This is a genomic window from Streptomyces sp. NPDC001351 (assembly GCF_042896045.1).
GTDB lineage: Bacteria > Actinomycetota > Actinomycetes > Streptomycetales > Streptomycetaceae > Streptomyces.
In genome coordinates, this window is the sequence record NZ_JBIAWS010000002.1 from 955,077 (window position 1) to 980,041 (window position 24,965).

The 24,965-nt window shown below is 70.9% G+C and carries 22 protein-coding genes; 9 read left to right on the forward strand and 13 right to left on the reverse strand.

The features are described 5' to 3' along the window. Positions 1-131: 131 nt before the first annotated feature. Complete coding sequence (locus tag ACFY1U_RS10050) at positions 132-2,645, forward strand: ATP-binding protein (protein ID WP_390693602.1); 2,514 nt, start codon at positions 132-134, stop codon at positions 2,643-2,645. A gap of 75 nt (positions 2,646-2,720) precedes the next feature. Here the strand turns inward: ACFY1U_RS10050 and nucS are convergent, their stop codons facing one another. Beyond that, entirely contained in the window at positions 2,721-3,392 is a 672-nt protein-coding gene (nucS, locus tag ACFY1U_RS10055; protein ID WP_099931327.1) for an endonuclease NucS, read from the reverse strand. Positions 3,393-3,648: 256 nt separating this feature from the next. Between nucS and ACFY1U_RS10060 the strand changes: the two genes are divergently transcribed. Further along, positions 3,649-4,041 carry an SCO5389 family protein gene (locus ACFY1U_RS10060; RefSeq protein ID WP_030928593.1) on the forward strand — a complete coding sequence of 131 codons (393 nt, stop codon included), beginning with the start codon at positions 3,649-3,651 and terminating at the stop codon, positions 4,039-4,041. 105 nt (positions 4,042-4,146) lie between these two features. Here the strand turns inward: ACFY1U_RS10060 and ACFY1U_RS10065 are convergent, their stop codons facing one another. After that, on the reverse strand, positions 4,147-5,175 hold the full coding sequence (locus ACFY1U_RS10065; protein WP_390693603.1) for an LLM class flavin-dependent oxidoreductase: 1,029 nt from the start codon (positions 5,173-5,175) through the stop codon (positions 4,147-4,149). A gap of 220 nt (positions 5,176-5,395) precedes the next feature. Between ACFY1U_RS10065 and ACFY1U_RS10070 the strand changes: the two genes are divergently transcribed. Beyond that, positions 5,396-5,737 (forward strand): ATP/GTP-binding protein, encoded by a 342-nt coding sequence (locus ACFY1U_RS10070; protein ID WP_115905851.1) that lies wholly within the window; start codon positions 5,396-5,398, stop codon positions 5,735-5,737. A 7-nt stretch (positions 5,738-5,744) separates the two neighbouring features. Here the strand turns inward: ACFY1U_RS10070 and ACFY1U_RS10075 are convergent, their stop codons facing one another. The 7 genes from ACFY1U_RS10075 to mce all read right to left on the reverse strand — a co-directional run bounded on the left by ACFY1U_RS10075 (position 5,745) and on the right by mce (position 15,540). After that, positions 5,745-6,620 carry an ABC transporter permease gene (locus ACFY1U_RS10075; RefSeq protein ID WP_390693604.1) on the reverse strand — a complete coding sequence of 292 codons (876 nt, stop codon included), beginning with the start codon at positions 6,618-6,620 and terminating at the stop codon, positions 5,745-5,747. Beyond that, complete coding sequence (locus ACFY1U_RS10080; protein ID WP_390693605.1) at positions 6,617-7,861, reverse strand: ABC transporter ATP-binding protein; 1,245 nt, start codon at positions 7,859-7,861, stop codon at positions 6,617-6,619. Before ACFY1U_RS10080 ends, ACFY1U_RS10075 begins: the two co-directional genes overlap by 4 nt. A gap of 147 nt (positions 7,862-8,008) precedes the next feature. Then, the gene (locus ACFY1U_RS10085) at positions 8,009-8,779 is read right to left on the reverse strand and encodes an ABC transporter permease (RefSeq protein WP_390693606.1); all 771 of its coding nucleotides are present in this window, start codon (positions 8,777-8,779) and stop codon (positions 8,009-8,011) included. Positions 8,780-8,781: 2 nt separating this feature from the next. Then, positions 8,782-9,771, reverse strand: a complete 990-nt coding sequence (locus ACFY1U_RS10090; protein ID WP_390693607.1) for an ABC transporter ATP-binding protein — start codon at positions 9,769-9,771, stop codon at positions 8,782-8,784. Positions 9,772-9,890: 119 nt separating this feature from the next. Continuing rightward, a complete protein-coding gene (locus ACFY1U_RS10095; protein WP_030950047.1) occupies positions 9,891-10,826 on the reverse strand; it encodes a cellulose-binding protein in 936 nt (311 codons plus the stop codon). Between the two features lie 183 nt (positions 10,827-11,009). Next, on the reverse strand, positions 11,010-14,888 hold the full coding sequence (gene scy / locus ACFY1U_RS10100) for a polarized growth protein Scy (RefSeq protein WP_390693608.1): 3,879 nt from the start codon (positions 14,886-14,888) through the stop codon (positions 11,010-11,012). Between the two features lie 211 nt (positions 14,889-15,099). Beyond that, positions 15,100-15,540 carry a methylmalonyl-CoA epimerase gene (mce, locus tag ACFY1U_RS10105; RefSeq protein ID WP_390693609.1) on the reverse strand — a complete coding sequence of 147 codons (441 nt, stop codon included), beginning with the start codon at positions 15,538-15,540 and terminating at the stop codon, positions 15,100-15,102. Between the two features lie 147 nt (positions 15,541-15,687). Here mce and ACFY1U_RS10110 point away from each other — a divergent pair, with 147 nt between their 5' ends. The 3 genes from ACFY1U_RS10110 (at position 15,688) to ACFY1U_RS10120 (ending at position 19,448) form a co-directional block, all read left to right on the forward strand. After that, positions 15,688-16,890 carry an acetyl-CoA C-acetyltransferase gene (locus tag ACFY1U_RS10110; protein WP_390693610.1) on the forward strand — a complete coding sequence of 401 codons (1,203 nt, stop codon included), beginning with the start codon at positions 15,688-15,690 and terminating at the stop codon, positions 16,888-16,890. 36 nt (positions 16,891-16,926) lie between these two features. Then, on the forward strand, positions 16,927-17,883 hold the full coding sequence (gene meaB / locus ACFY1U_RS10115) for a methylmalonyl Co-A mutase-associated GTPase MeaB (RefSeq protein ID WP_344399091.1): 957 nt from the start codon (positions 16,927-16,929) through the stop codon (positions 17,881-17,883). A gap of 185 nt (positions 17,884-18,068) precedes the next feature. Then, positions 18,069-19,448, forward strand: coding sequence for an MFS transporter (locus tag ACFY1U_RS10120; protein ID WP_390693612.1), 1,380 nt, complete (start codon positions 18,069-18,071; stop codon positions 19,446-19,448). Between the two features lie 94 nt (positions 19,449-19,542). Here the strand turns inward: ACFY1U_RS10120 and ACFY1U_RS10125 are convergent, their stop codons facing one another. The 4 genes from ACFY1U_RS10125 to ACFY1U_RS10140 form a co-directional block, all read right to left on the reverse strand. Continuing rightward, a complete protein-coding gene (locus ACFY1U_RS10125) occupies positions 19,543-20,019 on the reverse strand; it encodes a MarR family winged helix-turn-helix transcriptional regulator (protein WP_390693614.1) in 477 nt (158 codons plus the stop codon). A 95-nt stretch (positions 20,020-20,114) separates the two neighbouring features. Continuing rightward, entirely contained in the window at positions 20,115-20,915 is an 801-nt protein-coding gene (locus ACFY1U_RS10130; RefSeq protein ID WP_390693616.1) for an AIM24 family protein, read from the reverse strand. Next, positions 20,912-21,562 (reverse strand): AIM24 family protein, encoded by a 651-nt coding sequence (locus ACFY1U_RS10135; protein WP_390693617.1) that lies wholly within the window; start codon positions 21,560-21,562, stop codon positions 20,912-20,914. Before ACFY1U_RS10135 ends, ACFY1U_RS10130 begins: the two co-directional genes overlap by 4 nt. 1 nt (position 21,563) lies before the next feature. Beyond that, positions 21,564-22,196, reverse strand: a complete 633-nt coding sequence (locus tag ACFY1U_RS10140) for an AIM24 family protein (RefSeq protein ID WP_115905838.1) — start codon at positions 22,194-22,196, stop codon at positions 21,564-21,566. A gap of 160 nt (positions 22,197-22,356) precedes the next feature. Between ACFY1U_RS10140 and ACFY1U_RS10145 the strand changes: the two genes are divergently transcribed. The 3 genes from ACFY1U_RS10145 (at position 22,357) to ACFY1U_RS10155 (ending at position 24,963) form a co-directional block, all read left to right on the forward strand. Continuing rightward, complete coding sequence (locus ACFY1U_RS10145; protein WP_115905837.1) at positions 22,357-22,701, forward strand: DUF3817 domain-containing protein; 345 nt, start codon at positions 22,357-22,359, stop codon at positions 22,699-22,701. After that, entirely contained in the window at positions 22,698-22,991 is a 294-nt protein-coding gene (locus ACFY1U_RS10150; protein WP_390693618.1) for an MTH1187 family thiamine-binding protein, read from the forward strand. Before ACFY1U_RS10145 ends, ACFY1U_RS10150 begins: the two co-directional genes overlap by 4 nt. 175 nt (positions 22,992-23,166) lie before the next feature. Continuing rightward, complete coding sequence (locus ACFY1U_RS10155) at positions 23,167-24,963, forward strand: glycosyltransferase family 2 protein (protein ID WP_390693619.1); 1,797 nt, start codon at positions 23,167-23,169, stop codon at positions 24,961-24,963. Positions 24,964-24,965: the final 2 nt, after the last annotated feature.

Genomic DNA, 24,965 nt, shown 5'->3' on the forward strand with positions numbered 1-24,965 from the left:
AAGGTTTAGGGTTCGGTCGCCCGCTGCCTGACATCCCTGCAAGCGGGTCCGGACCAGAAGCGACAGCGCGGTGTGCAGCAAGGCCGGGAGGGGCTCGAGGCACACACGACGCTTTTGGGGGGCTTGAACCTATGGACCCGAACACGCGGGGACCCGAGGAGTACGGCCATGAAGGCGACGGCAGCGCGCCGCGCCAGCGCCCGCCCAGGGACTCCCTCACACCCGACTTCGGCCAGCACTCGCCCGCGCTCGCGCGCACCGTACAGCTTGTCACGGGCGACTACCTGCTCACCGTCAATCCCGTCGACGGCAGCGAAATAGAGGTCTGCCCGCCGGGCGAACGCCCGGGGCGGCCCGAGAAGTTCACGGCCGCCGAGCGTGCCGAGGTGAACCGCGCGGCCAAGCCGCCCGTCCCGCCGGGACCGGGCCGGCCCTCCTTGCATCTCCTGGAACGCCAGGACGAGCGCGAGCGCCTGGTCCGGCTGCTGGCCCGCGGTCGTTCCGTGCGTCTCACCGGCCCCGCGGGCTCCGGCCGCACCGCCCTCCTCGACCTGGTCGCCGAGGACTGCGCGGACCTCGCCCCCGACGGCGTGGTCCGGCTCAGCGGCTTCCACCGCACGGCGAGCGACCTGCTGTACGACCTCTTCTACGCCGTCTACAACGCGCCCCTGCACCGCCCGGAACGGGACGAACTGCTCGAACTGGTCCGGGAGATCGGCGCGGTCGTCGTCCTCGACGACGTCGAGTTCGGCGGCGCCGGTCTCGACGAGCTGCTGGACGCGACGCCCGAGTGCGCCTTCGTGATCGGCGCGACGCCCGAGGTGCCCGCGCCCTCCGCCGACTCCGCCATCGAAGAGGTCTTCCTCGGCGGTCTCGACCGTGCGGGCGGCGTGGAGCTCATCGAGCGCGCCGTCGGCCGGGTGCTGACGGAGGAGGAGGCCAACTGGGCCGGCGACCTCTGGTTCGAGTCCGAGGGCCTGCCGCTGCGCTTCATCCAGGCCGGCGCCCTGCTGCGCCAGCGCGACCAGCAGCGCGCCGGGACCAGCGCCGTCGAGGCCTTCGGCGTGTTCGAGGACGCGATCCCCGCGGACGCGCCCTTCGACGCCTCGCTCGACACCGAGGACGGCGACGACGTACCCCTGCCGTCGCTCGGCGAGGCCGCGGCCCCCGCGCCGCTGCTGGCCTCCCGGCTCAGCGCCTCGGCGCGCGCCACGCTGCGGTTCGCCGTCGCGCTCGGCGGTGAGGTGCCGCACCAGGCACATCTGCCGGCGCTGGTCGGCGACACCCATGCGGACGCCGCCCTCGGCGAACTGGCCTCCTGCGGACTGGTCTCCGCGGTCGGCTCCCGCTACCGGCTCGCCGCCGGGGTCCTCGCCCAGCTCGAGGCCGCCGGATACGGCGACGACACCGAGGCGCAGGCCCTGACCGCCGCCCAGCACTACGCCTGGTGGGCGGGACACCCCTCGGTCACCCCGGAGCGCGTGTGCGCCGAGGCCGACGCCCTGCTCGCCGCCCTCGGTGTCCTGGTGCCGGGCACGACCGCGCCCGCCGAGGGCGAGGAGAGCGTCACCGTCCGGCTGGCCCGCACGGCGGCGCCCGCGTTCGCCGCCGGCCTGCACTGGGGCGCCTGGGAGCGGGCGCTGCGATCCGGTTCCGAGGCCGCCCGGCTCGCCGGCGAGGTGTCCGAACAGGCTTACTTCCACCACGAGTTGGGCATCCTCGCGCTCTGCGGCGGGCAGCTCGACCGGGCCCGCGCCGAGCTGGAGTCCTCCATCGGGCTGCGCGGCGCGCTCGCCGACAAGCGCGGCACGGTCGCGGGCCGCCGCGCCCTCGCCCTGGTCTCCGACCGCTCCGGCACCACGCCGGGCCTCGGCTCGACGGCGGGCGAGGAGGTCCCGGACGCGCGCTACGAGGAGTCCCAGTCGCCGCCCGGCGGAGTGCCGGCCGCGTTCCCGGCGAGCCCGCCGCCCTCGTCCGGCGACACCTCGACCATCGTCGTCAACCGGGCCGTGTCCGGCCCGCCGGCCAAGAGCCACCGCGGCGGCATCCGCGGCCTCGCCCGGCGCAACCTCGTCGCGGCCGGCGCGGGCGCACTGCTCGCCGCCGTGCTCGGTACGGTCGTGACGCTCGGCGCCACGTCCAACAACGACGCCAACAACCCGTCCGACAACGTCGGCGTCAACCCGTCCGCCAGCCAGGGCACCGACGACGGCAGCCTGGGCGCCGACAAGCCGAAGAGCGACACCGGCACCGCCACGAGCCGCCCCACGGGCCCGGGCCCCGGCGCCACACCCGGCACCTCGGGCACCCCGACGCCGTCGTCGAGCACGGGGCAGCCGTCGGACAACCCGAGCGGTACGAAGGGGTCGGGGGGCGCTTCCACGCCTACGAAGTCGACATCTCCGACCCCTACGAAGTCGACATCTCCGACGCCTACGAAGTCGACATCTCCGACGCCTACGAAGTCGGCGTCCCCTACGCCGAGCGACACGTCTTCGCCGACGCCGACGCAGCCGACGCCACCGTCCACCTCCAACTCGGCCAGCGCGCCGATCACCTCCACCGCCCCGGTCGCCAGCACTCCGGCCTCGACGACCAGTCCGGCGAGCGCACCGACAGGCAGCAGCTCCGGCTCGGTGATGTGAGGGTCCGTCGACACAAGGGGGCCGGGTCCGTCTCCACGGACCCGGCCCTCTTCGTCGTAGCAATGGAGCCGATGGCTAGAACAGCCGCAGCTTGTCGTCCTCGATGCCCCTCAGGGCGTCGTAGTCCAGCACCGCGCAGCCGATTCCGCGGTCCGTGGCGAGGACCCGGGCCTGCGGCTTGATCTCCTGGGCCGCGAAGATGCCGCGGACCGGGGCGAGATGGGGGTCGCGGTTCAGCAGCTCGAGGTAGCGGGTGAGCTGCTCCACGCCGTCGATCTCTCCGCGCCGCTTGATCTCGACCGCGACGGTCTGCCCCTCGGCGTCCCGGCACAGGATGTCGACCGGGCCGATGGCCGTCATGTACTCGCGGCGGATGAGCGTGTAGCCGTCGCCGAGCGTCTCGATGCGGTCCGCGAGCAGCTCCTGAAGGTGTGCTTCCACGCCGTCCTTGATCAGGCCCGGATCCACGCCCAGTTCGTGCGAGGAGTCGTGGAGGATCTCCTCCATCGTGATGATGAGCTTCTCGCCCGCCTTGTTGATGACGGTCCACACGCCCTCGTCGTCGCCCGCGCCCTCCTTCAGGGTGCAGGGCGGGGACATCCAGTTCAGGGGCTTGTAGGCGCGGTCGTCCGCGTGGATGGAGACGCTGCCGTCGGCCTTCACCAGGATCAGGCGGGGCGCCGAAGGGAGATGGGCGGTGAGCCGGCCCGCGTAGTCCACGGAGCATCGGGCAATGACGAGACGCATGGTCGGCAACGCTACTCGACGGGCCGGGGTGGACGCGATTCGCCCCGGAAGACCCGAGACAACCCATGTTCATTCGTGGCTGATTGTGTGCCCAAAGAGGGCGCTCCATGTACGCATTTTCCTGGTGCGGTCACCGCCCGTTGCTTACCGTAGTAAACGGGAGGTCGCGAGACGAGTACTGAGCGTGTTCGGTATCGCGAACTCCCTTATCTGTCCGGCAACCCCTGTCGACCACGGGGGTGCGAGAGGAGAACCCATGTCGCTCGACGTCTCACCGGCCCTACTCGAGAAGGCCGAGCGAGGCGAGGTCGACGAAGCAGAATTCGTCGACTGCGTCCGGACCTCCCTGCCTTACGCATGGGAGATGATCAGCTCCCTGGTGGCCCAGCTGAAGGTCGACGGCGGCAATTTCGCCGACAACCAGACGCCCCCGCCGGACGAGCAGGCACGCGGACAGCTGCTGCGTGCGCTCGCGAGTGACGCCATACGCGGCGCGCTGCAGAGGCATTTCGGTGTCCGGCTGGCCTTCCAGAACTGCCACCGGGTGGCGGTGTTCCCATTGGACGCCTCGGTCGACGAGACGCTGGCCCGCTTCACCTCGGTCCGCAGTCAGGTACTCAACCAGTCCCCGGAGTTCCGGGACTGCTGAGGAGCATGCCGCTTGCTTGCCGCTCCGTACGCGGGAGGTGCATTCAGTACTGGGGCGGCAAGCTCCGCAGCCGGAGCGGCAGGTTTCGCAGCCGGGCAGGCCCGTTCAACCGAGGTGCGGGAGCACCTCGGCGCCCAGCCGCCGTACGTTCTCCTCGGTGGCCGCCAGGTCTCCCGAGCCCTCCACGAGCAGGGCGAAGCGGGAGATGCCGGTCCGCTCGCTGGTCGCCGCGAGCCGGTCGGCGCACAGGCGCGGGGTGCCCACCGGGTGCAGTCCGCAGAGCAGTTCGGTGTAGGCCAGCGGGTCGCGCATCTGCCGGGTGCGGCCGTCCACCGTGACATGGGCCTCCAGGCCCTGCTTCAGCCAGCCCGGCATCGCCTTCGTCAGCGCCTCCACGGCGTCCGTACGCCGGTCCGCGATCTGGCAGACGCCGGCCGAGACATGGGCCGCGCCCAGGACCGTCTCCGCGGAGTGTCCGGCGGCGCGCGCGAGCTGCCGCCACAGGGCGACCATCTCGGCCTTCTCCTCGTCACCCACATGCATGCCCAGCAGCATCGGCAGCCCCCGCTCGGCGGCCTGCCGCACACTCGACGGCGAGGTGCACGCGACGACGACCTCGGGGCCCTCGACCTCCGACAGGGACTCCGACGGCCTTGGTACGACGGGCACTTCACGGAAGCCGAAGCGCTCGCCCTCGGCCCCGACCGCCGGCTCGCGCAGCCAGCGCAGCAGCAGATCGAGTGATTCGGGGAAGCCCTCCTCGTACGCCTTGATGCCGGAGCCGAACACCTCCAGGTCGACCCACGGTCCGCCGCGGCCCACGCCCAGCGAGAAGCGCCCGCCGGAGGTGAGGTGCAGCAGCGCGGCCTGCTCGCCGACCGCCACGGGGTGGGCGGTGGGCAGTACGGTGACCGCTGTGCCGACCTGGATCCTGCGGGTGCGGCCGAGGAGCAGGGCCGCCAGGGTGATCGCCGACGGGCAGGTCCCGTACGGCACGAAGTGGTGCTCGGCCAGCCAGACCGAGTCGAGACCCGCTTCCTCGGCGACCTCGGCCGAGCGGACCGCGCGGTGCAGCGCCTCCCCCTGGCCCTGCCCCGGGAACTGGGCCGCCAACACGAAACTTCCTACGCGCATTGCTTTTCCTGCTTCCTTGGCTCCGACGCGGAGCTCCCCCACCCGCATAACCGTCTGACACGTGCCGAGGACACGGCCTGGCGAAGAGATTTGCGGATTGTCTGCAGAATGGGGGGTCGCGGCGGGGACGGGGGCCGGCCGTTGCTCTACGCGTACCCCCGTCCGCGCCCCGTAGGCTGGACACGACCCGTGCTTCCTGTATAGCCCCGTGAGGTGTCCCGTGTCTCCGCGTCGCAACCGACCCAAGGGTGCCGATCCGTCGGGCTCGTCCGGCCGGAGCGGCGAGGACGACCGGCCCGGCCGTTACGGCGGCTGGCAGTCCACCGAGAGCTGGCAGGGGGAGGAGTGGAGTGTGCGGCACGTGGCGGGCGCGAGCGCGCAGGGCAAGACATACCGCTGCCCCGGGTGCGACCAGATGATCCCCTCCGGCGTCCCGCACGTGGTGGCCTGGCCCGAGCACTCGGGCGTCGACGAGCGCCGCCACTGGCACAAGGCGTGCTGGAACGCGAAGGACCGCCGCACCACGCGGGTGCAGCGGTCCCGTAACGCGCCGAAGTTCTGAAGCCCCGTTACACGTCACGCCTCTGCAGCAGCACGACCGCGCCGGCGAACGCGGCGGCCGTCACACCCACCGCGATCCACACCGGGTCCCAGCCGGTCGGGCCGGTGCGGCTGAGGGTGGTGGTGTAGAAGGCGCTGAGCTGGTTCGGGATCGAGTAGTCGAACAGGGCCTGGCGCACCTTCTCCAGGGCCTGCGAGAACATGAACAGCGCGATCACCAGCGGCGCCAGCACCAGGGCGATCATGATGGTGATGGCGCCCGCCGAGTGCCGGATGATCGAGCCGACGAGGAGCGAGAGCAGTCCGAGCAGCGCGATGTAGAGCGAGATGCCGAAGGTGCCCTTCAGCCACTCGCCGCCGGACGGAGACCTGGCGCCCTTCAGCATGGCGACGTCCACGACGGCCACCAGGAGCACCGAGGCGAACGTGACGGTGAACGCCACCGCGAAGAACACGATCGCCTTCGCCGCCAGCACGCGCGCGCGTGACGGGCACGCGGTCATGGTGGTGCGGATCATGCCGGTGCCGTACTCCGAGGCCGTGGTCAGCACGCCGAGCGTGATGATGCACATGCTGCCGAGGAGCAGCCCGAACACACCGAAGGACAACGGGTTCTGGTCCCTCAGGCTGTCCTCGCCCTGATTGGCGGCGACCAGCGCGGCGACCAGCAGTCCGATGCCGACGACCAGCAGCAGGAACACGCCGAGCGTCCACATGGTGGAGCGCACCGACCTGATCTTCGTCCACTCCGAGGAGATCGCGTGCCCGAGATGGGTGCGCACCACGGGGATCGGCGAGGTGTAGGTGGGGTACGGCGAACCGGACGCCGCGGCCTGCCAGTCGGGTGCGGCGGCCTGCGGCATCGGGGGCTGCGGGGTGCTCATCGGGCGTCCTCGGGCTTGGTCAGGTCGGCGGGGGCGGCGGAGGCGGGGGGCTGGGGCGGCGCGGCCGGCGTCCGGGGCGCCGCGGGCGCCGGCTGGGCGTACGGGTTGGACTGACCCGCGCCGGGGGCGCCCGGAGCGCCGTAGGGGCCCGCCGGGGGCTGCCCGGCGCCGTACGGACCCGGCTGTGCCTGCGGCATGGCGAACGGCTGCCCGCCCTCCTGGGGCGGCGGCGGGGCGTACCAGTCGGGCTGGCCCTGCCCGGGCACCGGCATCGGCGGCTGCACACCGGGCGGCAGCGGCTGCTGCAGCCCCGCCTTCTGGTCGATGGTCGAGCGGTAGTCCACGGCCCCCTGCGTCATCCGCATGTACGCCTCCTCCAGGGAGGCCTGGTGCGGCGAGAGCTCCCACAGGCGTACGTCGGCGTCGTGCGCGATGTCGCTGATGCGGGGGAGCGCCAGCCCCGTGACCCGCAGGGCGCCGTCCTGCTCGGGCAGCACGTGACCGCCCGCCTCGGTGAGCGCGGACGTCAGCTTCTCGCGCAGCTGCGGCTCGGTGTCCGGGGTACGCACGCGCGCGAAGTCCGCGGAGTTCGCCGAGATGAAGTCCCTCACGCTCATGTCGGCCAGCAGCTGTCCGCGTCCGATCACGATGAGATGGTCGGCGGTCAGCGCCATCTCGCTCATGAGGTGGGAGGAGACGAAGACCGTACGGCCCTCCGCCGCGAGCGCCTTCATCAGGTTGCGCACCCAGAGGATGCCCTCGGGGTCGAGGCCGTTGACCGGCTCGTCGAAGAGCAGCACCTGGGGGTCGCCGAGCAGCGCGGCGGCGATGCCGAGCCGCTGCCCCATGCCGAGGGAGAAGCCCTTGGAGCGCTTCTTGGCCACCTCCTGGAGACCGACCACGCCCAGCACCTCGTCGACCCGGCGGGCCGGGATGCCGGACAGCTGGGCCAGGCACAGCAGATGGCTGCGGGCCGACCGGCCGCCGTGCACGGCCTTGGCGTCGAGCAGGGCGCCCACCTGGCGGGGGGCGTTGGGCAGCTTCGGGTACGGGTAGCCGCCGATCGTCACCTGCCCCGCGGTGGGGTTGTCCAGGCCGAGGATCATGCGCATCGTCGTCGACTTGCCGGAGCCGTTCGGGCCCAGGAAGCCGGTGACGGCACCCGGCCGCACCTGGAAGGAAAGGTTGTACACGGCGGTCTTGTCGCCGTAGCGCTTGGTCAGGCCTACAGCCTCGATCATGCTCCGCACCCATCGAAAGGTTCAGGACAGCGGGGCACACGCCCCCGTAAGGGTTAGGAGGATATCGAGGAGCTGACGGTTCCGCTCAAATGAAAGTAAAGCAATGTGAGTCCGCTTACCGGCGCGGAGCGCCGTCCCGGCGGAGCGCTACGCGTCCCGCCTCTTCAGCAGCACATAGCCGCCCGCGAGCGCCGCGACCACCCACAGCACCATGATCCCGAGACCGCCCCAGGGCCCGTACGAGGTGTCCTCGTCGATCCGCGGAACCACCTGCATGATCTTGCTGCCGGCCTGGTCCGGCAGGAACCGGCCGATCTTCTTGGTCGCGTCGACATTGCCCAGGATGTTGGAGATCAGGAAGAAGAACGGCATCAGGATGCCCAGCGACAGCATCGGCGAGCGGAGCATCGCGGCGACGCCCATCGAGAACACCGCGATGAGGGTCATGTAGAGGCCGCCCCCGATCACGGCGCGCAGCACGTGCGGGTCGCCGATCGAGGCGCGGTGCGTGCCGAGCATGGCCTGCCCGAGGAAGAAGGCGACGAAGCCGGTCGCCATGGCGACGACGAGCGCGAGGCCGGTCGCCACGGCGATCTTGCTGAACAGGAAGGTGCCGCGCTGCGGTACGGCGGCCAGCGAGGTGCGGATCATGCCGGTGCTGTACTCGTTCGAGACGACGAGCACCCCGAAGACGATCATCGCGAGCTGACCGAGGCTCATGCCCGCGAAACTGATGAAGGTCGGGTCGAAGGTCAGCCGGTCCTGCCGGCTCATCTTGTCGAACTCGTGGCTGGAAAGCGCCGAGATCAGCATGCCGAGGGCGATGGTGACGACCGCGGCGAGGGAGAGGGTCCACACCGTGGACGCCACCGACCGGATCTTGGTCCACTCGGACCGTACGACCTGCATCGCCGCCATGCTCATCTCCTCTTCCAGTCCTCGCCCCAGTGCTGCCGCTCCCGGGGCGTCTCGAAGGACGTCTCGAAGCGCGTCTCAAGGGGTGTCTCGGCGTGTGCGTGGTACTCCACCGACCCCGCGGTCAACTGCATGAACGCCTCCTCCAGGGAGGCCTGCTGGGGACTCAGCTCGTGCAGCACGATCTGGTGCTGTGCGGCCAGTTCGCCGATCTGCTCGGCCTTGCCGCCGTCCACCTCCAGCGCCCCGCTGCCGGACTCGATGACGGTGACGCCCTCCTCGTGCAGCACGTCGAGCAGCCGTTCGCGCTGCGGGGAGCGGATCCGGATGTACGAGCGGGAGTTCCGCTCGATGAAGTCGGCCATGGAGGTGTCGGCGAGCAGCCGGCCCTGTCCGATGACGACGAGATGGTCGGCGGTCAGCGCCATCTCGCTCATCAGGTGGGAGGAGACGAAGACGGTCCGCCCCTGGGCGGCCAGGGACTTCATCAGATTGCGGATCCAGTGGATGCCCTCGGGGTCGAGGCCGTTGACCGGCTCGTCGAACATCAGGATCCGCGGGTCGCCGAGCAGCGCGCCCGCGATGCCGAGCCGCTGTCCCATGCCCAGCGAGAACCCCTTGGCCTTCTTCCCCGCGACCGCCGTGAGGCCCACCGCGTCGAGGACCTCGGCCACGCGCCTTCTGGGGATGCCGTTGCTCTGCGCGAGGCACAGCAGATGGTTGAAGGCGCTGCGGCCGCCGTGCACGGCCTTGGCGTCCAGCAGGGCGCCGATGTACCGCAGCGGGTCCCTGAGGTGGTCGTAGTGCCGGCCGTCGATCCGGACGTCCCCCGCGGTGGGCCGGTCGAGCCCCAGCATCATCCGCATCGTCGTCGACTTGCCGGCCCCGTTCGGCCCGAGGAACCCGGTCACCATGCCGGGCCTGACGGTGAAGGTGAGGTTGTTGACCGCCAGTTTCTCGCCGTACCGCTTGGTCAGGCCCTCGAGCTCGATCATGAAGTCACGCTAAGACCGGGGTTCGGGGGCTGCCACTCGAACGCCCGTGGGGCATGACAAAGGCCCGCACCGTTCGGGGGAGAGGGTGCGGGCCCTTGCCGTTGCCGTGTCAGGCGGTGTTACCGGGTCTGCTGCGCCGGAACCCCACGGGAGATCGGCTCGTCCTCGGCCGGCGAACCGGCGGCAGCCACCGCCGCGCCGGTGAGCGTCGCGAGCATCTCGCGGACGTTCGTCAGCTGGGCGTTGATGCTGTCGCGGCGGTTGGTGAGGGCGGCCAGCTCGCGCTCGGATTCCGAACGGATCCGGTCGGCCTTGGCGTTCGCGTCGGCCACGATGTCCTCGGCCTGGCGCTGGGCCGTCTCCACCGTCTGGCGGGCGCGGCGCTCGGCGTCGGTGCGCAGCTTCTCGGCCTCCAGGCGAAGCTGCTCCGCGCGGTGCTCGATCTCCGCGAGGCGCTTCTCGGCCTTGGCCTGACGGGACGCCAGGTCGCGCTCGGACTGCTCGCGGCGCTTGGCGAGGTTCGTCTCGAAGTCGGCGGCGGCCTGCGCGGCCTTGGCGCGGGTCTCCTCGAAGAGGGCGTCGGCCTCCTCGCGCTTGGACTGCGCGTCCTTCTGCGCCTCGGAACGCAGCTGCGAGGCGTCACTCTTGGCCTTCTCGACGATCCGGACGCCCTCGTCCTCGGCCTTGGCCTTGCGCTCCGCCGCGAACGATTCTGCGTCGTTGCGGACCTGCTGGGCCGCCGACTCCGCGAGTTCGCGGTGCTGCTCGGCCGCGCGACGGGCCTCCTCGCGCAGATCCTTGGCCTCTTCCTCGGCGAGGCGGAGGATCTTCTCGACACGCGCGCCGAGACCGGCGTACGACGGCTCTGCGTCGGTTACCTGGGCCTGGGCGTTCTGCGTCTCGAGGTGGAGCTCCTCGATGCGCTTTTCCAGAGCGGTGATGCGGGCGAGAGCGCTGTCACGGTCGGAGACGAGCTTGGAGATTCGTTCGTCCACCTGAGCGCGGTCGTACCCACGCCGCACAAGCTCGAAGCCGTAGGGGGAAGTGTCGCTCATGGGGTTCCTGTCAAATGAGACCGGTGAGGTGATAGGGGGAATCCTAGGGGCCGAAGCGGTGTGTCATCGAGCGGATACGTGTTTGATCTGCAGAATGAGACCCCTTTTGGGTGGCTAACCCTCGGACCACTTGCCAAAAAATTGGTCAAAGGCCCCAGACGGCACCGGATTTGCACCTGTCGATCAGCTGTCCGACGGCTTACCCGAACGGGGGGCGCCGACCGTGGCACCCGCCTTGACGCCACCGTCCTTGCCCGCAGCCGGGGCCTCGAAAGACTCCAACGCCTCCAGGACGTCCTGGACACGGGAGATCTCGGCGTTGATGTCCTCGCGCCGGCGCACCAGGATCTCCAGCTCGCGCTTTCCCTCCTCGACGGTGCGCCTGGCCTCGCGGATCGCCTCGGCCTTGAGCTCCTCGGCCTCCTTCACGAGCGCCGACTTCTTCTGCTCGGCCTCCTTCAGAAGCCCCTCGGCCTTCTTCACGGCGGCGATACGGACCTTGCCCGCCTCGGAGTTGGCCTCCGAGACCAGCTCCTTGGCCTTCGCCTGCGCCTTGGCCAGCTGCTCCTCGGCGGCCTTGATGAGCGCGTCGCAGCGGTCGCCGGTCGACTTCATCGTCTCGGCGGCCTCGCGGCGGGCCCGCTCGTGCAGCGCCTCGATCTCACTCGTGATGCGGTCGCGCAGCTCCTCCGCGCGCTCGCGGATCTGGGTGGCATCCCGGCGGGCGCCGACGAGCAGTTCGTCCGCGTCCGTACGGGCCTTCTCCACTCGCGCGTTGCCCTCGACCGTCGCCTCCGAGACCAGGCGTTCGGCCTCCTTGCGGGCCGCGCCCACCATGGTGTCGGCCTGCGCCTCGGCGTCGGCGGTGGTCCTTTGGGCCTGCTGCTGCGCCTCGGAGAGCAGTTTGTCGGCCTCGGCCGTGGTCTCCGTGATGAGGGTGTCGACCTGCTCGGCCACGTCCTGGCGCCGCTTGTTGGCGTCCTTGCGGGCCTCGTCCAGGGTGCGCTCGGCCTCCTCGCGCGCGGCGTTGACCAGCCGCTCGGCCTCGGCCGCCGCCTCCGTTTTGACCCGCTCCGACTCGCTGCGGATCCGCTCGGCGTGCTGCTGCGCCGCCCCGACCGTGTCGGCGGCCTCGGCGCGCAGCCGCTCCGCGTCCCCGGTGGCGTCCGCGATCAGCTTCTCCGCCTTGGCGACCGCCTCGGCGCGCACCCGCTCGGCTTCCGCGACCGTCTCGGTGCGCAGCTGGTCGGTGTCCCGGACCGTCTCGGTGGTGAGCCGCTCGGCCTCGGCGCGTGCCTCGGTGATGAGGGCGTCCGCCTGCGTCGCCGCGTCCGAGCGGATGCGGTTGGCGTCCTCGCGGGCGTCCGCCCGGGTGCGCGCCGCCGCCTGGTCGGCCTCGGCGATCGCGTCCGAGGCCTCCGTACGCACCCGCTGCGCGTACTCGGCCGCGTCCGAACGCAGCCGCTCCGACTCCGCGATCGCCTCTCCGACCGTGCGCTCGGCGAGCGCCTTGGCGGCGTCGGTCTCCTCGTTCGCCTCGCGCCGGATGCGGCTCGCGTCCTCGCTGGCCCGCTCCCGCTCGGCGTAGGCGTCGGCGCGGACCCGGTCCGCCTCCTCCTGCGCCTCGCGCCGGGTACGGTCCGCCGCGTGCTCGGCGGCGCTGCGCAGCCCGGTGATCTCCTCCTGGGCCTGCTCGTGCAGCCCGGCCACCGAGTCCCGTACCTGCTGGGCGTGCTGCTCGGCGCCCGACACCATCTCGGTCGCGCGCCGGTCGGCCTCCTCGACCAGCCGCACGGCCTCGGCCTGCGCCTCCTCCACGCGGTTGCGCGCCGAGGCCAGCAGCTCCTCGCTCTGCTCGCGCGCCCGCTCGCGCTCCTGGTCGGCCTCGGTGCGTGCGGCGCCGAGGGTCTCCTCGGCCTCGCGACGGCGCCGGTTGGCCTCCTCCTGCGCGGCGGCCAGCGTCTCGGACGCCTCGGTGCCGAGCCGCTCGGCGGCGGCCAGCGCCTCCGCCCGCACCCGGTCGGCGCTCTCCTGAGCCTCCGACTTCAGCCGCTCCGCCTCCGCGGCGGCCTCGGACCGCAGGCGTACGGCGATGGCCTCGCCCTCGGCCCGGGACGCGGACGCGTCCGACGCGGCCTCGTCGCGCAGCCGGTCGGCCTCCGCCTCGGCCTGCGCCTGCAGGGTGCGGATCCGCTCGGCGGCCTCGGTGCGCAGCCGCTCGCTCTCCTCGGCGGCCTCGCGGCGGATCCGCGAGGCCTCCTCGCGGGCCTCGGTCAGTGCCTGCTCGGCGGCGGCGAAGCGCTCCTCGGCCTCCGTGTGCAGCCGCGTCAGCTCCTCGGCGGCCTCCGCGCGGCGGGCCTCCATGGCCCGCTCGGTCTCCTCCTGCAGCTCCCGCGCGGCCCGCTCGGCCTCGGCCTTGATGCCCTCGGACTGCTCGACGACCTCCTCGCGGTGCCGCTCCGCCTCCTGACGGGTGCGCTGGAGGGTCTCCTCGGCCTGCCGGCGCAGCGTGGTCGCCCGCTCGATGGCCTCCGTACGGACCTTCTCGCTGTCCGCGGTGGCCTTCTGGCGCAGCTCGTCCGCGTCCTGCCGGGACTTCGCGAGCAGCTCCTCGGCGGTCTTGGCCGCCTCCTCGATCTGCTGGACGGCCTCCTTGCGGGCCTCCGCGCGGATCTTCTCGCCCTCGGCGACCGCGTCGGCACGCAGCTGCTCGGCCTCGCCGCGCAGCCGACGCGCCTCCTCCTGCAGCTCGACCGTCTTGGCGCGGTACTCCTTGGTGTCGTCCTTGGCCGCGCCCTTGAGCTGCTCGGCCAGGTCGTGCGCCTCGGCGCGCAGCCGGTCCGCCTCGGCCTCGGCCTCGGAGCGGATCCGCTCGGCCTCCTCGGCGGCGGCCTTGGTGGTGTTCTTCGCGTCCTCCTGCGCCCTGTTGAGGACGTCCTCGGCCGTCTTGGCCGCCTTGGACAGCTGGGTCGCGCTCTCCTCGGCCGTGATCGTGCGGGCCTTCTCTGAGGCCTCGGCGACGATCCGCTCGGCCTCGGAACGGGCGTCCGCGACGACCTGCTCGGCGTCCGACTTGGTGGCCTCGGCCTCCTTGGTGGCCTCCTCGACCAGCCGGGCGACCTGCTCCTTCGCCGTACGGGTGCGCTGCTCGTTCGTCGACTCGGCGCTGGCGAGGGCCTTCTCGGCCGCCGCCGTGGCCTCGGTGACCAGCTTGTCGGCCTCGGCCTGCGCCTTGCGCAGCGCCTCCTCGGCCTGCGCCATGCGCTGCTCGGCGGCCCGGCTCAGCTCCTGCGCCTGGCGGCGGGCGGAGTCCGACTCGGTGGCGGAGGAGTTGCGCAGCTGCTCGGCGTGGTCGGTGGCCTCCTGGGCCTGGGTGGACGCGGCGTTCAGCAGCCGCTCGGCGTCCGCACGGGCCCGGCGCAGCAGCTGGTCGGCCTCCGCGCGGGCCTCCTCGGCCTCGCTCTGCAGCCGCTGCCTGGCCTCGCTCGCGACCCGCTCGGCCTCCGCACGGGCGGCGGCCAGGGCCTGCTCGGCCTCGGCACGGGACTCGTCGAGCAGCCGGCGCGCCTGGGACTCGGTGCGGGCGCGCAGCTGCTCCGCCCAGGCCACGTTCTCGTTGACGTGCGACTCGACGGTCTGCCGGCGCTCGGCCAGCTCCTGGTCCAGCTGCTGGCGGCGGGTGACCGCCTCCTGGTGCAGCTCGGCCTGGAGCCGGGCGGCCTGCTCGGCGTGCTCCTGGAGGATGCGCTGGGTCTGGGCACGGGCCTGGCTGAGCTCGCGCTCGGCGTCCTGACGCAGCTGGTCGGCCTGGATCTGCGCGTTCCGCAGCAACTGCTCGGCCTGGTAGCCGATGTCACCGCCGTCGAAGGAGGGCCGGGACATGATGGTGCGGCGCGCCTCGTGCAGCTTGGCGCGCAGCACCTCGACCTGGTAGCCGAGGTCCTCGGCGTGCTGGATCGCCTTTTCCCGCTCGGTCTTCAGCCGCTCCATCTCGGCCTCGAACCGAGAGAGGTGGTCGACGTCAGCCGCCGGCTCTCGCTCCTGGCGTTCGTAGCCCCGCACTGCGCGGTCCCATCCGTCCCCTGGTCGCAAGTCTGGCCAAACGAGCTCCGTCCATCCGCCGAACGGGGCCCCCGGGGAATGGTGTCAGATCAACGGCGGAGCATGGGCTGCTGCCCCGACGCTCGACCCCCGAAACACGGTCCCCGGCGTGCGGTCACCCCCCACAGAGACGGCGACCGCCCCCAACCCTACCGGCCCATATGTACGGGGGTCAGTGCTCAGGTGACTCAACAGGCGCGGAAGTGACCAGTTCTGTCAGAACGCCGTGGCAGTCCTTCGGATGCAGGAACGTGATTCGTGACCCCATGGAGCCGCGCCGGGGCTCTTCGTACAGAACGCGTACGCCCTTTTCCTTGATGTCGGCCGCGTCGGCGTCCACATCCGCCGTACCGAAAGCGATGTGGTGGACACCCTCGCCGTTCTTGTCGAGCCACTTGGCGACGGTCGAGTCCGGCCGCGTCGGCTCAAGAAGCTGCAGGTAGGAGGCCCCGCCGTCGGACGTGTCGTTGATCTTGAGCATGGCCTCGCGGACGCCCTGCTCCTCGTTGACCTCGGAGTGGAACACCTCGAAGCCGTATGTGGTCCGGTAGAACTCGACGGTCTTGTCGAGATCGAAACAGGCGATTCCGATGTGGTCGATTCGCGTCAGCATGGTGTTAGTGCAGCGCTCCCGGCATGGTTACGCAACGTGCCAGCGATCACACCGACTGCCGGGTGACGGCACGGAGTGCCACTCAGTACATTCGAAGTAAACCCTCGTTCACTCCTCGGCAGTGCAGCCGGAAGGGGATCGCAGCTCATGTCTGGATCGAACAGCACGACCTCGGTGATCGTCGCGGGGGCGCGTACGCCCATGGGGCGGTTGCTGGGCTCCCTCAAGTCCTTCTCCGGAGCCGACCTCGGCGGCTTCGCGATCAAGGCCGCCCTCGACCGTGCGGGGATCGGTGGCGACCAGGTGCAGTACGTGATCATGGGCCAGGTGCTGCAGGCCGGGGCGGGGCAGATCCCGGCACGCCAGGCCGCCGTCAAGGCGGGCATCCCGATGAACGTCCCGGCACTGACCGTCAACAAGGTGTGTCTGTCCGGCCTCGACGCCATCGCGCTCGCCGACCAGCTGATCCGCGCCGGCGAGTTCGACGTGATCGTCGCGGGCGGCCAGGAGTCCATGACCAACGCGCCCCACCTGCTGCCGAAGTCCCGCGAGGGCTTCAAGTACGGCGCGATCGAGATGCTCGACGCCATGGCGTACGACGGCCTGACCGACGCCTTCGAGAACATCGCCATGGGCGAGTCGACGGAGAAGCACAACACGCGCCTGGGCATCCAGCGCCCCGAGCAGGACGAGATCGCCGCGCTGTCCCACCAGCGGGCGGCCGCCGCCCAGAAGAACGGCGTCTTCGAGGCCGAGATCACCCCGGTGGAGATCCCGCAGCGCAAGGGCGAGCCGGTCCTCTTCAGCAAGGACGAGGGCATCCGCGGCGACACGACCGCGGAGTCCCTGGGCAAGCTGCGCCCGGCGTTCACCCGGGACGGCACGATCACGGCCGGCTCCTCCTCGCAGATCTCGGACGGCGCGGCCGCCGTGGTCGTGATGAGCAAGGCCAAGGCCCAGGAGCTGGGCCTGGACTGGATCGCCGAGATCGGCGCCCACGGCAATGTGGCGGGCCCGGACAACTCGCTCCAGTCGCAGCCGTCCAACGCGATCCTGCACGCCCTGAAGAAGGAGGGCCTGGGGGTCGAGGACCTGGACCTCATCGAGATCAACGAGGCCTTCGCCGCGGTGGCCGTGCAGTCAATGAAGGACCTCGGAGTTTCAGCGGAAAAGGTGAATGTCAACGGCGGCGCGATTGCCCTGGGCCACCCCATCGGCATGTCCGGCGCCCGGCTCGTCCTGCATCTGGCGCTGGAGCTCAAGCGCCGGGGCGGGGGCGTCGGCGCGGCCGCGCTGTGCGGTGGCGGCGGTCAGGGTGACGCGCTGATCGTGCGGGTACCCAAGGCCTGAGCCCTTCCTCCACGTACTTCTCTGAACGGAGCTGTGATGCAGGACGTCTCCACACTCGTCGCCCAGGCGAGGGAAGGCCGGCCGCGGGCCGTGGCCCGGCTGATCTCCCTGGTGGAGGGGGCGTCCCCGCAGCTCAGGGAGGTCATGGAGACGCTCGCTCCGCTGACGGGCAATGCGTATGTGGTGGGTCTGACCGGCTCGCCGGGCGTCGGCAAGTCGACGTCCACGTCCGCGCTCGTCACGGCGTACCGCAAGCAGGGCAGGCGGGTCGGCGTCCTGGCCGTCGACCCGTCGTCGCCCTTCTCCGGCGGCGCCCTGCTCGGCGACCGGGTGCGGATGTCGGAGCACGCCTCCGACCCCGGCGTGTACATCCGCTCGATGGCGACCCGCGGTCACCTGGGCGGCCTCGCGTGGGCCGCCCCGCAGGCGATCCGGGTGCTGGACGCGGCGGGCTGCGACGTGATCCTGGTCGAGACGGTCGGCGTCGGCCAGTCGGAGGTCGAGATCGCCTCCCAGGCCGACACGTCCGTGGTGCTGCTGGCCCCCGGCATGGGCGACGGCATCCAGGCGGCGAAGGCCGGAATCCTCGAGATCGGTGACGTCTACGTCGTCAACAAGGCCGACCGCGACGGCGCCGACGCCACCGCCCGCGAGCTCAACCACATGCTGGGCCTGGGCGAGTCCCGCAGCCCGGGCGACTGGCGCCCGCCGATCGTGAAGACGGTCGCCGCGCGCGCCGAGGGCGTCGACGAGGTCGTCGAGGCCCTGGAGAAGCACCGCGCATGGATGGAGGAGCGGGGCGTCCTGGCGGAACGCCGCCTGGCCCGCGCCTCCCGCGAGGTGGAGACCATCGCCGTGACGGCCCTGCGCGAACGCATCGGCGACCTGCACGGCGACCGCCGCCTGAGCGCGCTGGCGGAGCGGATCGTGGCCGGGGACCTGGACCCCTACCGTGCGGCGGACGAGCTGGTGGCGGGGCTGACGCAGGGCTGAGGCGCGTTATTGCGTGGTCGACTCCCGGGCCCCGCTGATACGTTCACCGACATGTACCTCCTCTTGGCATAGGGCCCGCCCAGGCCCGCGTACGGCGAGCGGCGGTCGACCGACGAAACCGGCCGACCGCTCGGCCGACGCGGCGATCAGGCGTCCCCCTTTCCGCCTCGAGTCGAGGAACTCCCGTGTCTTCCACGCCAGTGGGACGGCCGTCGTATGCCGCCGTCCTCCGCATTCCGCATGCCCGCCGCACTTTCGCCGCCGCCCTGCTCGGCAGGCTGTCGTACGGAATCGTCCCGTTGTCGATGATGCTCGCCGTGACCCGCGCCTCGGGGTCGTACGCGGTGGCGGGCACCGTCATGGCGCTGTTCGGCGCCACCAGCGTCTTCCTGTCGCCCGCCCGGGCCGCCCTGATCGACCGGCACGGGCCGCGCCGCACGCTCGTCCCGATGGTCACGGCGTACGCGGCCCTGCTCGGGCTGCTCACGCTGCTCGTCCGGCGTCCCGGTGCCGTCTCACCGCCCGTCCTGGGCGCCGTGACCGCCGCGGCGGGCGCCTGCACTCCTCCAGTCGGCCCGACCATGCGCGCCGTATGGGCCCGGCTCGCCCCGGACCGCGCCCTGCTGCAGCGTGCCTACAGTCTCGACGGCGTCGCCGAGGAACTGCTCTTCGTCTCGGGACCGCTCCTGGTCGGCATCCTCGTCGGCTTCGCCCCGCCGACGGCCGGGATCGTCTTCGGAACGGCGCTGATCGTGGCGGGCACGGCCGGGTTCACCACGTCACCGGCTGTCGGGGCGGCGGGGCCTCCCCGAGCGGCTTCGGGGCCGAGTGCGCCGCGCCGGGTTCGGCTGCGGCGCGGGGCGGGGCGGCGGGGTGTGTTGCGCGGGATTCTGCGGCCCGTTGTCGCTGCCTGCGGCGTCGGGCTGACGCTGGGGGTGGTCGATCTGGTGGTGGTGGCCTTCGCCGAGCAGCGGCACTACGGGGATGGCGCCGTGGCCTGGACGCTGGCCGCGCTGTCGGCCGGGAGTGCCGTCGGGGGTCTGGCGAACGGGGCTGTCCAGTGGCGGGTTCCGGCCCCGGCGCGGCTGTCCCTGACGGCGGCGGGCCTGGGGGCGGCGTTGCTCGGCGCGGGGTTCGCGCCCGGGCTCGGCACGCTCGCCGTCGCGTTGGCGGCCGCGGGGTTCTTCGTCTCGCCGACGCTGACCACCGCCTATCTGATCGCCGACGACATGGCGGCCCCGGAGGCACGGGTCCGGGCCGGTGCCTGGGTCAACACAGGGGTGAACGCGGGCAGTACGGCAGGCGCGGCCGTGGCGGGGCTCCTGGTGGGCGGGATGCCGACCGCCTTGTGCTTCACCGCGGCCGGCGCGGCAGCCCTGCTGACGGCCCTCGCGACGGTACGGCGCGGCCGTGGGCGGAGCACGCCGCCGCCCGGTCGGGCCCGTAGAAGTGGCCGGATCGCAGGGGCAGTCGGGGCGAGTGCTCGCCAATCTTCCCGAGAACGCGAGCGCACCGTACCGGCCGTCGCCGATGCCGGGGAAGGCCCTGCCCAAGGGCGACCGTGACCGGGGCTTCGAGCGGTGCGTACGGCTCGCACCGGCAGGCGGGGCCCGGTTCGGGCTCCGCCTGCCGTGTGCGCGCTCGAAGCGCCAGGAGGCGCTAGGGACGCCCCCGCTGCCCGCGCAGGTGCTCCGCGATGGGCTTGAGGGCCTTGTCGAGTTCCGCCATGGCCTCGGGGGACAGCAGGTCGATGAAGTGCCTGCGCACGGACGCCACATGGTGCGGGGCGACCTTCTTCATCGTCTCCATGCCGTGCTCCGTGAGGACCGCGTAGAGCCCGCGGCGGTCGGACTCGCAGTTCTCACGGCGGACCAGGTTCGCGTTCTCCATCCGGGTGATCTGGTGGGAGAGGCGGCTCTTGGACTGGAGCGTGGCGGACGCGAGGTCGCTCATCCGCATCCGTACGTCCTCCGACTCGGAGAGGTTCACCAGGATCTCGTAGTCGTTCATCGTCAGTCCGAACGGCTGCAGGTCCCTCTCGAGCTGGTACGTCAACAGCCTGTTGACCTCCAGGTGGGTGCGCCAGGCGCACTGCTCCGCATTGGTCAGCCAGCGCGTGGCCGTCTCGGTCTCCATGAATGAAGTCTACCTAAAATGTTGAAAGGCGAACTAGTGAGGGTGGTGTGGTGTCGGCGCGCACACGTTCGACGTCACACTCCGCAGACTACCGCTCACAGCCCGAAGCGACGCTGGAGGTCTCCCAGCTGTCCGGGAAGGCGCGGTGTGCCGGATTGCTGTGAAGGGCCCATGTGTGACCCGCCACCACCGGGTACGCCGGGCTCCGACGGAACCACTCCCGTGGCCTGCTCGGCCATGAGGGTTTCCGAGGACTGGAGCAGGACGGTGCCGGCCCCTACGAACTCGAACTGGTGCTCCTCCCCGGAGGCCCCGCCGAGGCCCGTCATCGCACGTAGACCGCCCATTACGCCCGTCAGGTAACCGTGGTCGTAGTGATGGCACGGCGACGGGCAGTCGGCCCAGCCGACGAGCGCCTGCGGGTCCACCCGGATCGGCGGTTCCATGAACACCACCGGACCGTTAGATGCGGCTACGAACTTTCCGGTTCCGATGAGGGTCAGAAAACCCGGCACAATCGATTGCTTGAGCGCGAGACTTGGCTGAAAAGCGAGCAGATTGCCCGAGCGAATGGTCAGGTTGCCGTCGTCCAGGTCATACGAGTTCACGTCAAACGCCCGGTCGGCGAGGAGCATCTTGCCCGAGCCCTCCGCCACGACCCAGTCGCTCGCGTGCAGTGGCGAATGAAAGGACGTACGGACAAGGCGGTCGAGCCGGCCGTGCCCGATGCCGTTGAACTCCATCGTGCCGTAGTAGGCGATCATCTTCCCCTTCTGCAGGAACCACTGGCTCCCCTTGAGCTCCACGCAGAAGGTGTACTTGTTGACGTTGTCGTCCACCGGCAGCGTCATCGGGTCGAAGACCGTCGGGCCGCCCGGAGTCCCGTACGCGCTCACAGCTTCTCCTCCGAGGCCTGGACGTACACCGCGCCGTTGCCGCTGAGCTCCAGCTGGAAGGCCTCGCCGGAGCCGCGGCCCACCATGTCCCGCCAGCCCAGCGCCGTGGACAGCTTGTTGCGGACGTCGCCGTGGTGGGCGACGTACGCCTGCGGGTCGACGTGCACGGGCCGCTGGGGGGTGATCGGGAGCTCGAAGACTCCGCCGTGGGCCATCACGGCCACGGAGCCGTGTCCCTTGAGGGTGGTCGTGAACAGCCCCTGGCCGGTGACCTGGCCGCGGACCATGCCCATGACCCCGCCCTGTGAGCCCATGAACATCGTGCCCTGCTGGAGCGTGCCCTCGAAGGCGAGCAGCCGGTCCGCCTCCACATAGAGGGTGTCGCCGGTGAGGTTGATCACCTGGACGTGGTGACCGCCGTGCCCGAACATCACCGTGCCGTTGCCCTCGACGCTCATCAGGGGCGTGGCCTCGTTCGCGACCCGGCGCCCGATCATCGACATGATCCCGCCCTGGCCGCCCTGGATGTTGGGCGTGAAGGACACCTCGCCCTTGTAGGCGAGCATCGCGCCGCGCTGACTGAACAGCCGCTGGCCGGGCAGCACCGTCGCCTCGACCATCTTGGAGTTGATCTCACGGAAGGGCATGTCACACATCCCCCGCGATCGTGTTCCGCTCGCTCGGCTGTACGTACACCAGCCCGTCCCCCTCGAACCGGATCTGGAAGGCCTCGCCGCCGCCCTCTCCGAAGAACGTGCGGAATGTCACACCGGACTGGAAGGACTGCCGCAGATTCCCCTGGTGCGCGATGTAGGCGCCGGGGTCGACCGTCAGCGGGTACTGCGCGCTCACGCGCAGCACCACCGCCGGGCCGTCCGACATGATCGCCGCCTGGCCGTGGCCCTCGACGGTCGTCGTGAACAGCCCGTTGCCCTGGGAGGCGCCGCGCAGGCCGGTGAAGGTCGTGCCGGTCCTGAGGCCGGCGTCGGTCGCGAGCAGATTGCTCGACTCCACGTACAGCTTGTCCCCCTGGAGACTCACGAGGTTGATCTCGGAGGCCCGGTCCGCGAACCAGCACGTCCCGTGCCCCTTCACCTCCATCACGGTCATCTGCTCACCGGTGAGCCGCCGGGTCACCATGCCCCTCAGGCCCTCACCGCCGCCGGTCATCTTCTTGAAGGCCATCTGCCCGTCGTACGCGACCATGGAGCCGTTCTTCGCCTTCACGGCATCCCCGGTCATGTCGACGGCGAGCACCTTGCTGCCTTGAAGTCGAAACATCGCCACGCTGCGAAAGGTAGCCGCCGGGCGGGTGCGCCGCACAGAGCCTGTGGGTGGAGAAGCACCCTGAGCGCACCCCTAGGGGAACCGTTTGCCACAATGGGCGGACGCTTGTGCTTCCGTTCACAAAGAGCGATCCGTCTCCCACCGAAGGTGACCCGTGGACATCAAGACCGCCACCGCCCTCCGCCGCCTGCGCCTCGTCTCGGCTCCCGAGGCCGTGTCCTTCCTCCTCCTGCTGGTCTGCTCCGTACTGAAGCGGACCACGGACTTCAACGCGGTGCCGGTGATGGGCATGGTCCACGGCGTCCTGTTCATCCTGTACGTGATCTTCTGGGCCGACGCCTGGAACCGTACGAAGTGGGACAAGAAGACCGCGGGGCTCTACTTCCTCCTCTCCGTCCTGCCCACCGGCGGCTTCTTCGCCGAGCGCAAGCTCAAGCGCGCCGCCGAGGACGCCGTCATCGCCTCCCGCGCACGCCAGGAAGGAATCGTCAACGCATGATCGTCGCGTTCTCCGTGACACCGCTGGGCGTCGGCGAGGAGGTCGGGGAGTACGTCGCCGACGCCGTCCGCGTCGTACGCGAGTCCGGCCTGCCCCACCGCACCGACGCGATGTTCACCAGCATCGAGGGCGAGTGGGACCAGGTGATGGACGTCGTCAAGCGCGCCGTCGCCGCCGTCGAGGAGCGGGCGCCGCGCGTGTCCCTGGTCCTCAAGGCGGACATCCGCCCCGGAGTGACCGACGGTCTCACCGCCAAGGTGGAGACGGTCGAGCGGTACCTGGCCGGCTAGGCCGCCGGGGCCTCCACCACCCCGGCCCGGCGGACGAACTGCTCGTGGTGGGGCGGGAGATGCGGCCGCCCCACCCGCCTGGACGTCTCCAGGTCGCCCCGCCCCCGAAACTCCAGTTGTGTAGGGGGTGATCGGTACTCCTCTGCCGATCACACCTCACTCACTGGAGGGCGCCGTGCAGTCGGAGGGCTACGCATACGACACCCACAGCCGACTGGCCGGACCTCTCACGGAGCCCAGCGACGCCTCGTACCAGGTGCAGTACACCTCGCTGCTGTCCAGTGAGCCGCGCCGAATACAGGCCGTCCTGCTGATGACCCTGGCCCCCGTGCTCACCGGCACGCTGCTCGTCTACCTCGTCTGGCCCACGCACTGGGTGGAGCGTGACGGCGGGGAGAGCTGGCTGGTCGGGCTCGATGTCACGATGCTCATATCCATCGGGCTCATCGAGCTGTTCATGGTGGTCAATGTCGCCTCCGTCGCCCATGCCACGCTGGTCGCCCGTGACCCCGTCCCGGTCGTCCCCGAGGCCGGTACCCGCGTCGCCTTCCTCACCACGTACGTCCCCGGCAAGGAACCCCTCTCGATGGTCCGCGCCACCCTCGAGGGAGCCGTCCGGATCACCCACGCCGGGCCCGGCAGCGTCCTCGACGTCTGGCTCCTCGACGAGGGCGACGACGAGCAGGCGAAGGCCTTGTGCGCGGAGCTCGGGGTCCGCCACTTCACCCGGCGCGGCGTTCCGCAGTGGAACCAGGCCCACGGCGCCCACAAGGCCCTGACCAAGCACGGCAACTACAACGCCTGGATCGCCATGCACGGCGACGAGTACGACTTCTTCGCCTCCGTCGACACGGACCACGTCCCGCGCCCCAACTTCCTCGAGCGGATGATGGGGTATTTCCGGGACCCCGATGTCGCCTTCGTGGTCGGGCCCCAGGTGTACGGGAACTATGCCGACCATCCCGTCACCAAGGCCGCCGAGTCGCAGCAGTTCCTCTTCCACGCGCTGATCCAGCGGGCCGGGAACCGGTATCGCTCGCCCATGTTCGTCGGTACGAACAACGTGGTGCGGATCTCCGCCGTGAAGCAGATAGGCGGGCTGTACGACTCCATCACCGAGGACATGGCCACCGGCTTCGAGATCCACCAGCGGCGCAATCCCGTCACCGGCAACCACTGGCGGTCCGTGTACACACCGGACGTACTCGCCGTCGGAGAGGGGCCCGCCTCCTGGACCGACTTCTTCACGCAGCAGATGCGCTGGTCGCGGGGGACCTACGAGACACTGCTCAAGCAGTACGGAAAAGCGCTGTTCAGGATGGCTCCCGGGCGGCTGTTCTCGTACACCCTGATGCTCGTCTACTACCCGATGACGGCCGTCAACTGGCTGCTCGGCATCCTCAGTTGTGTCCTGTTCCTCTGGTTCGGGGCCTCCGGCACACAGGTCGCCTCCTCGGTGTGGCTGATGCTCTACAGCGATGCCGCCGCCCTGCAGATCGGGCTGTATCTGTGGAACCGGCGGCACAACATCTCGCCCCATGAGCCGGAGGGGTCCGGCGGGCTCGCGGGCATGGCCATGTCGGCCCTGGCCGCGCCGATCTACCTCAAGTCCTTCGGTGAGGCCCTGCTCCGCCGGCCCAGCAGGTTCGTCGTGACCCCCAAGGGCGCGGACGCCAGTGCCGACCGGCTGCTCACCTTCCGTATCCACCTCTTCTGGGCGATCCTCCTCGCGGCATCCCTGGCCGCCTCGGTCGTCCTGGACCACACCCATGCGGCCATGCGCACCTGGGCGGTCCTGGCCATGGTCATCGCCCTCGCACCGGTCGCGGTGTGGTGCTCCACGCTCCTGAAGGAGCGGCGGGAGCGGCAGGCACCGCACCGGACCACACGTGCCGTCGACGGCACGGAGCCCGCCCTCGCCACCAGCGGCGCGGGCTCCCCGGTCTCCGGAACCACGACAGGAGGCAGCTAGCG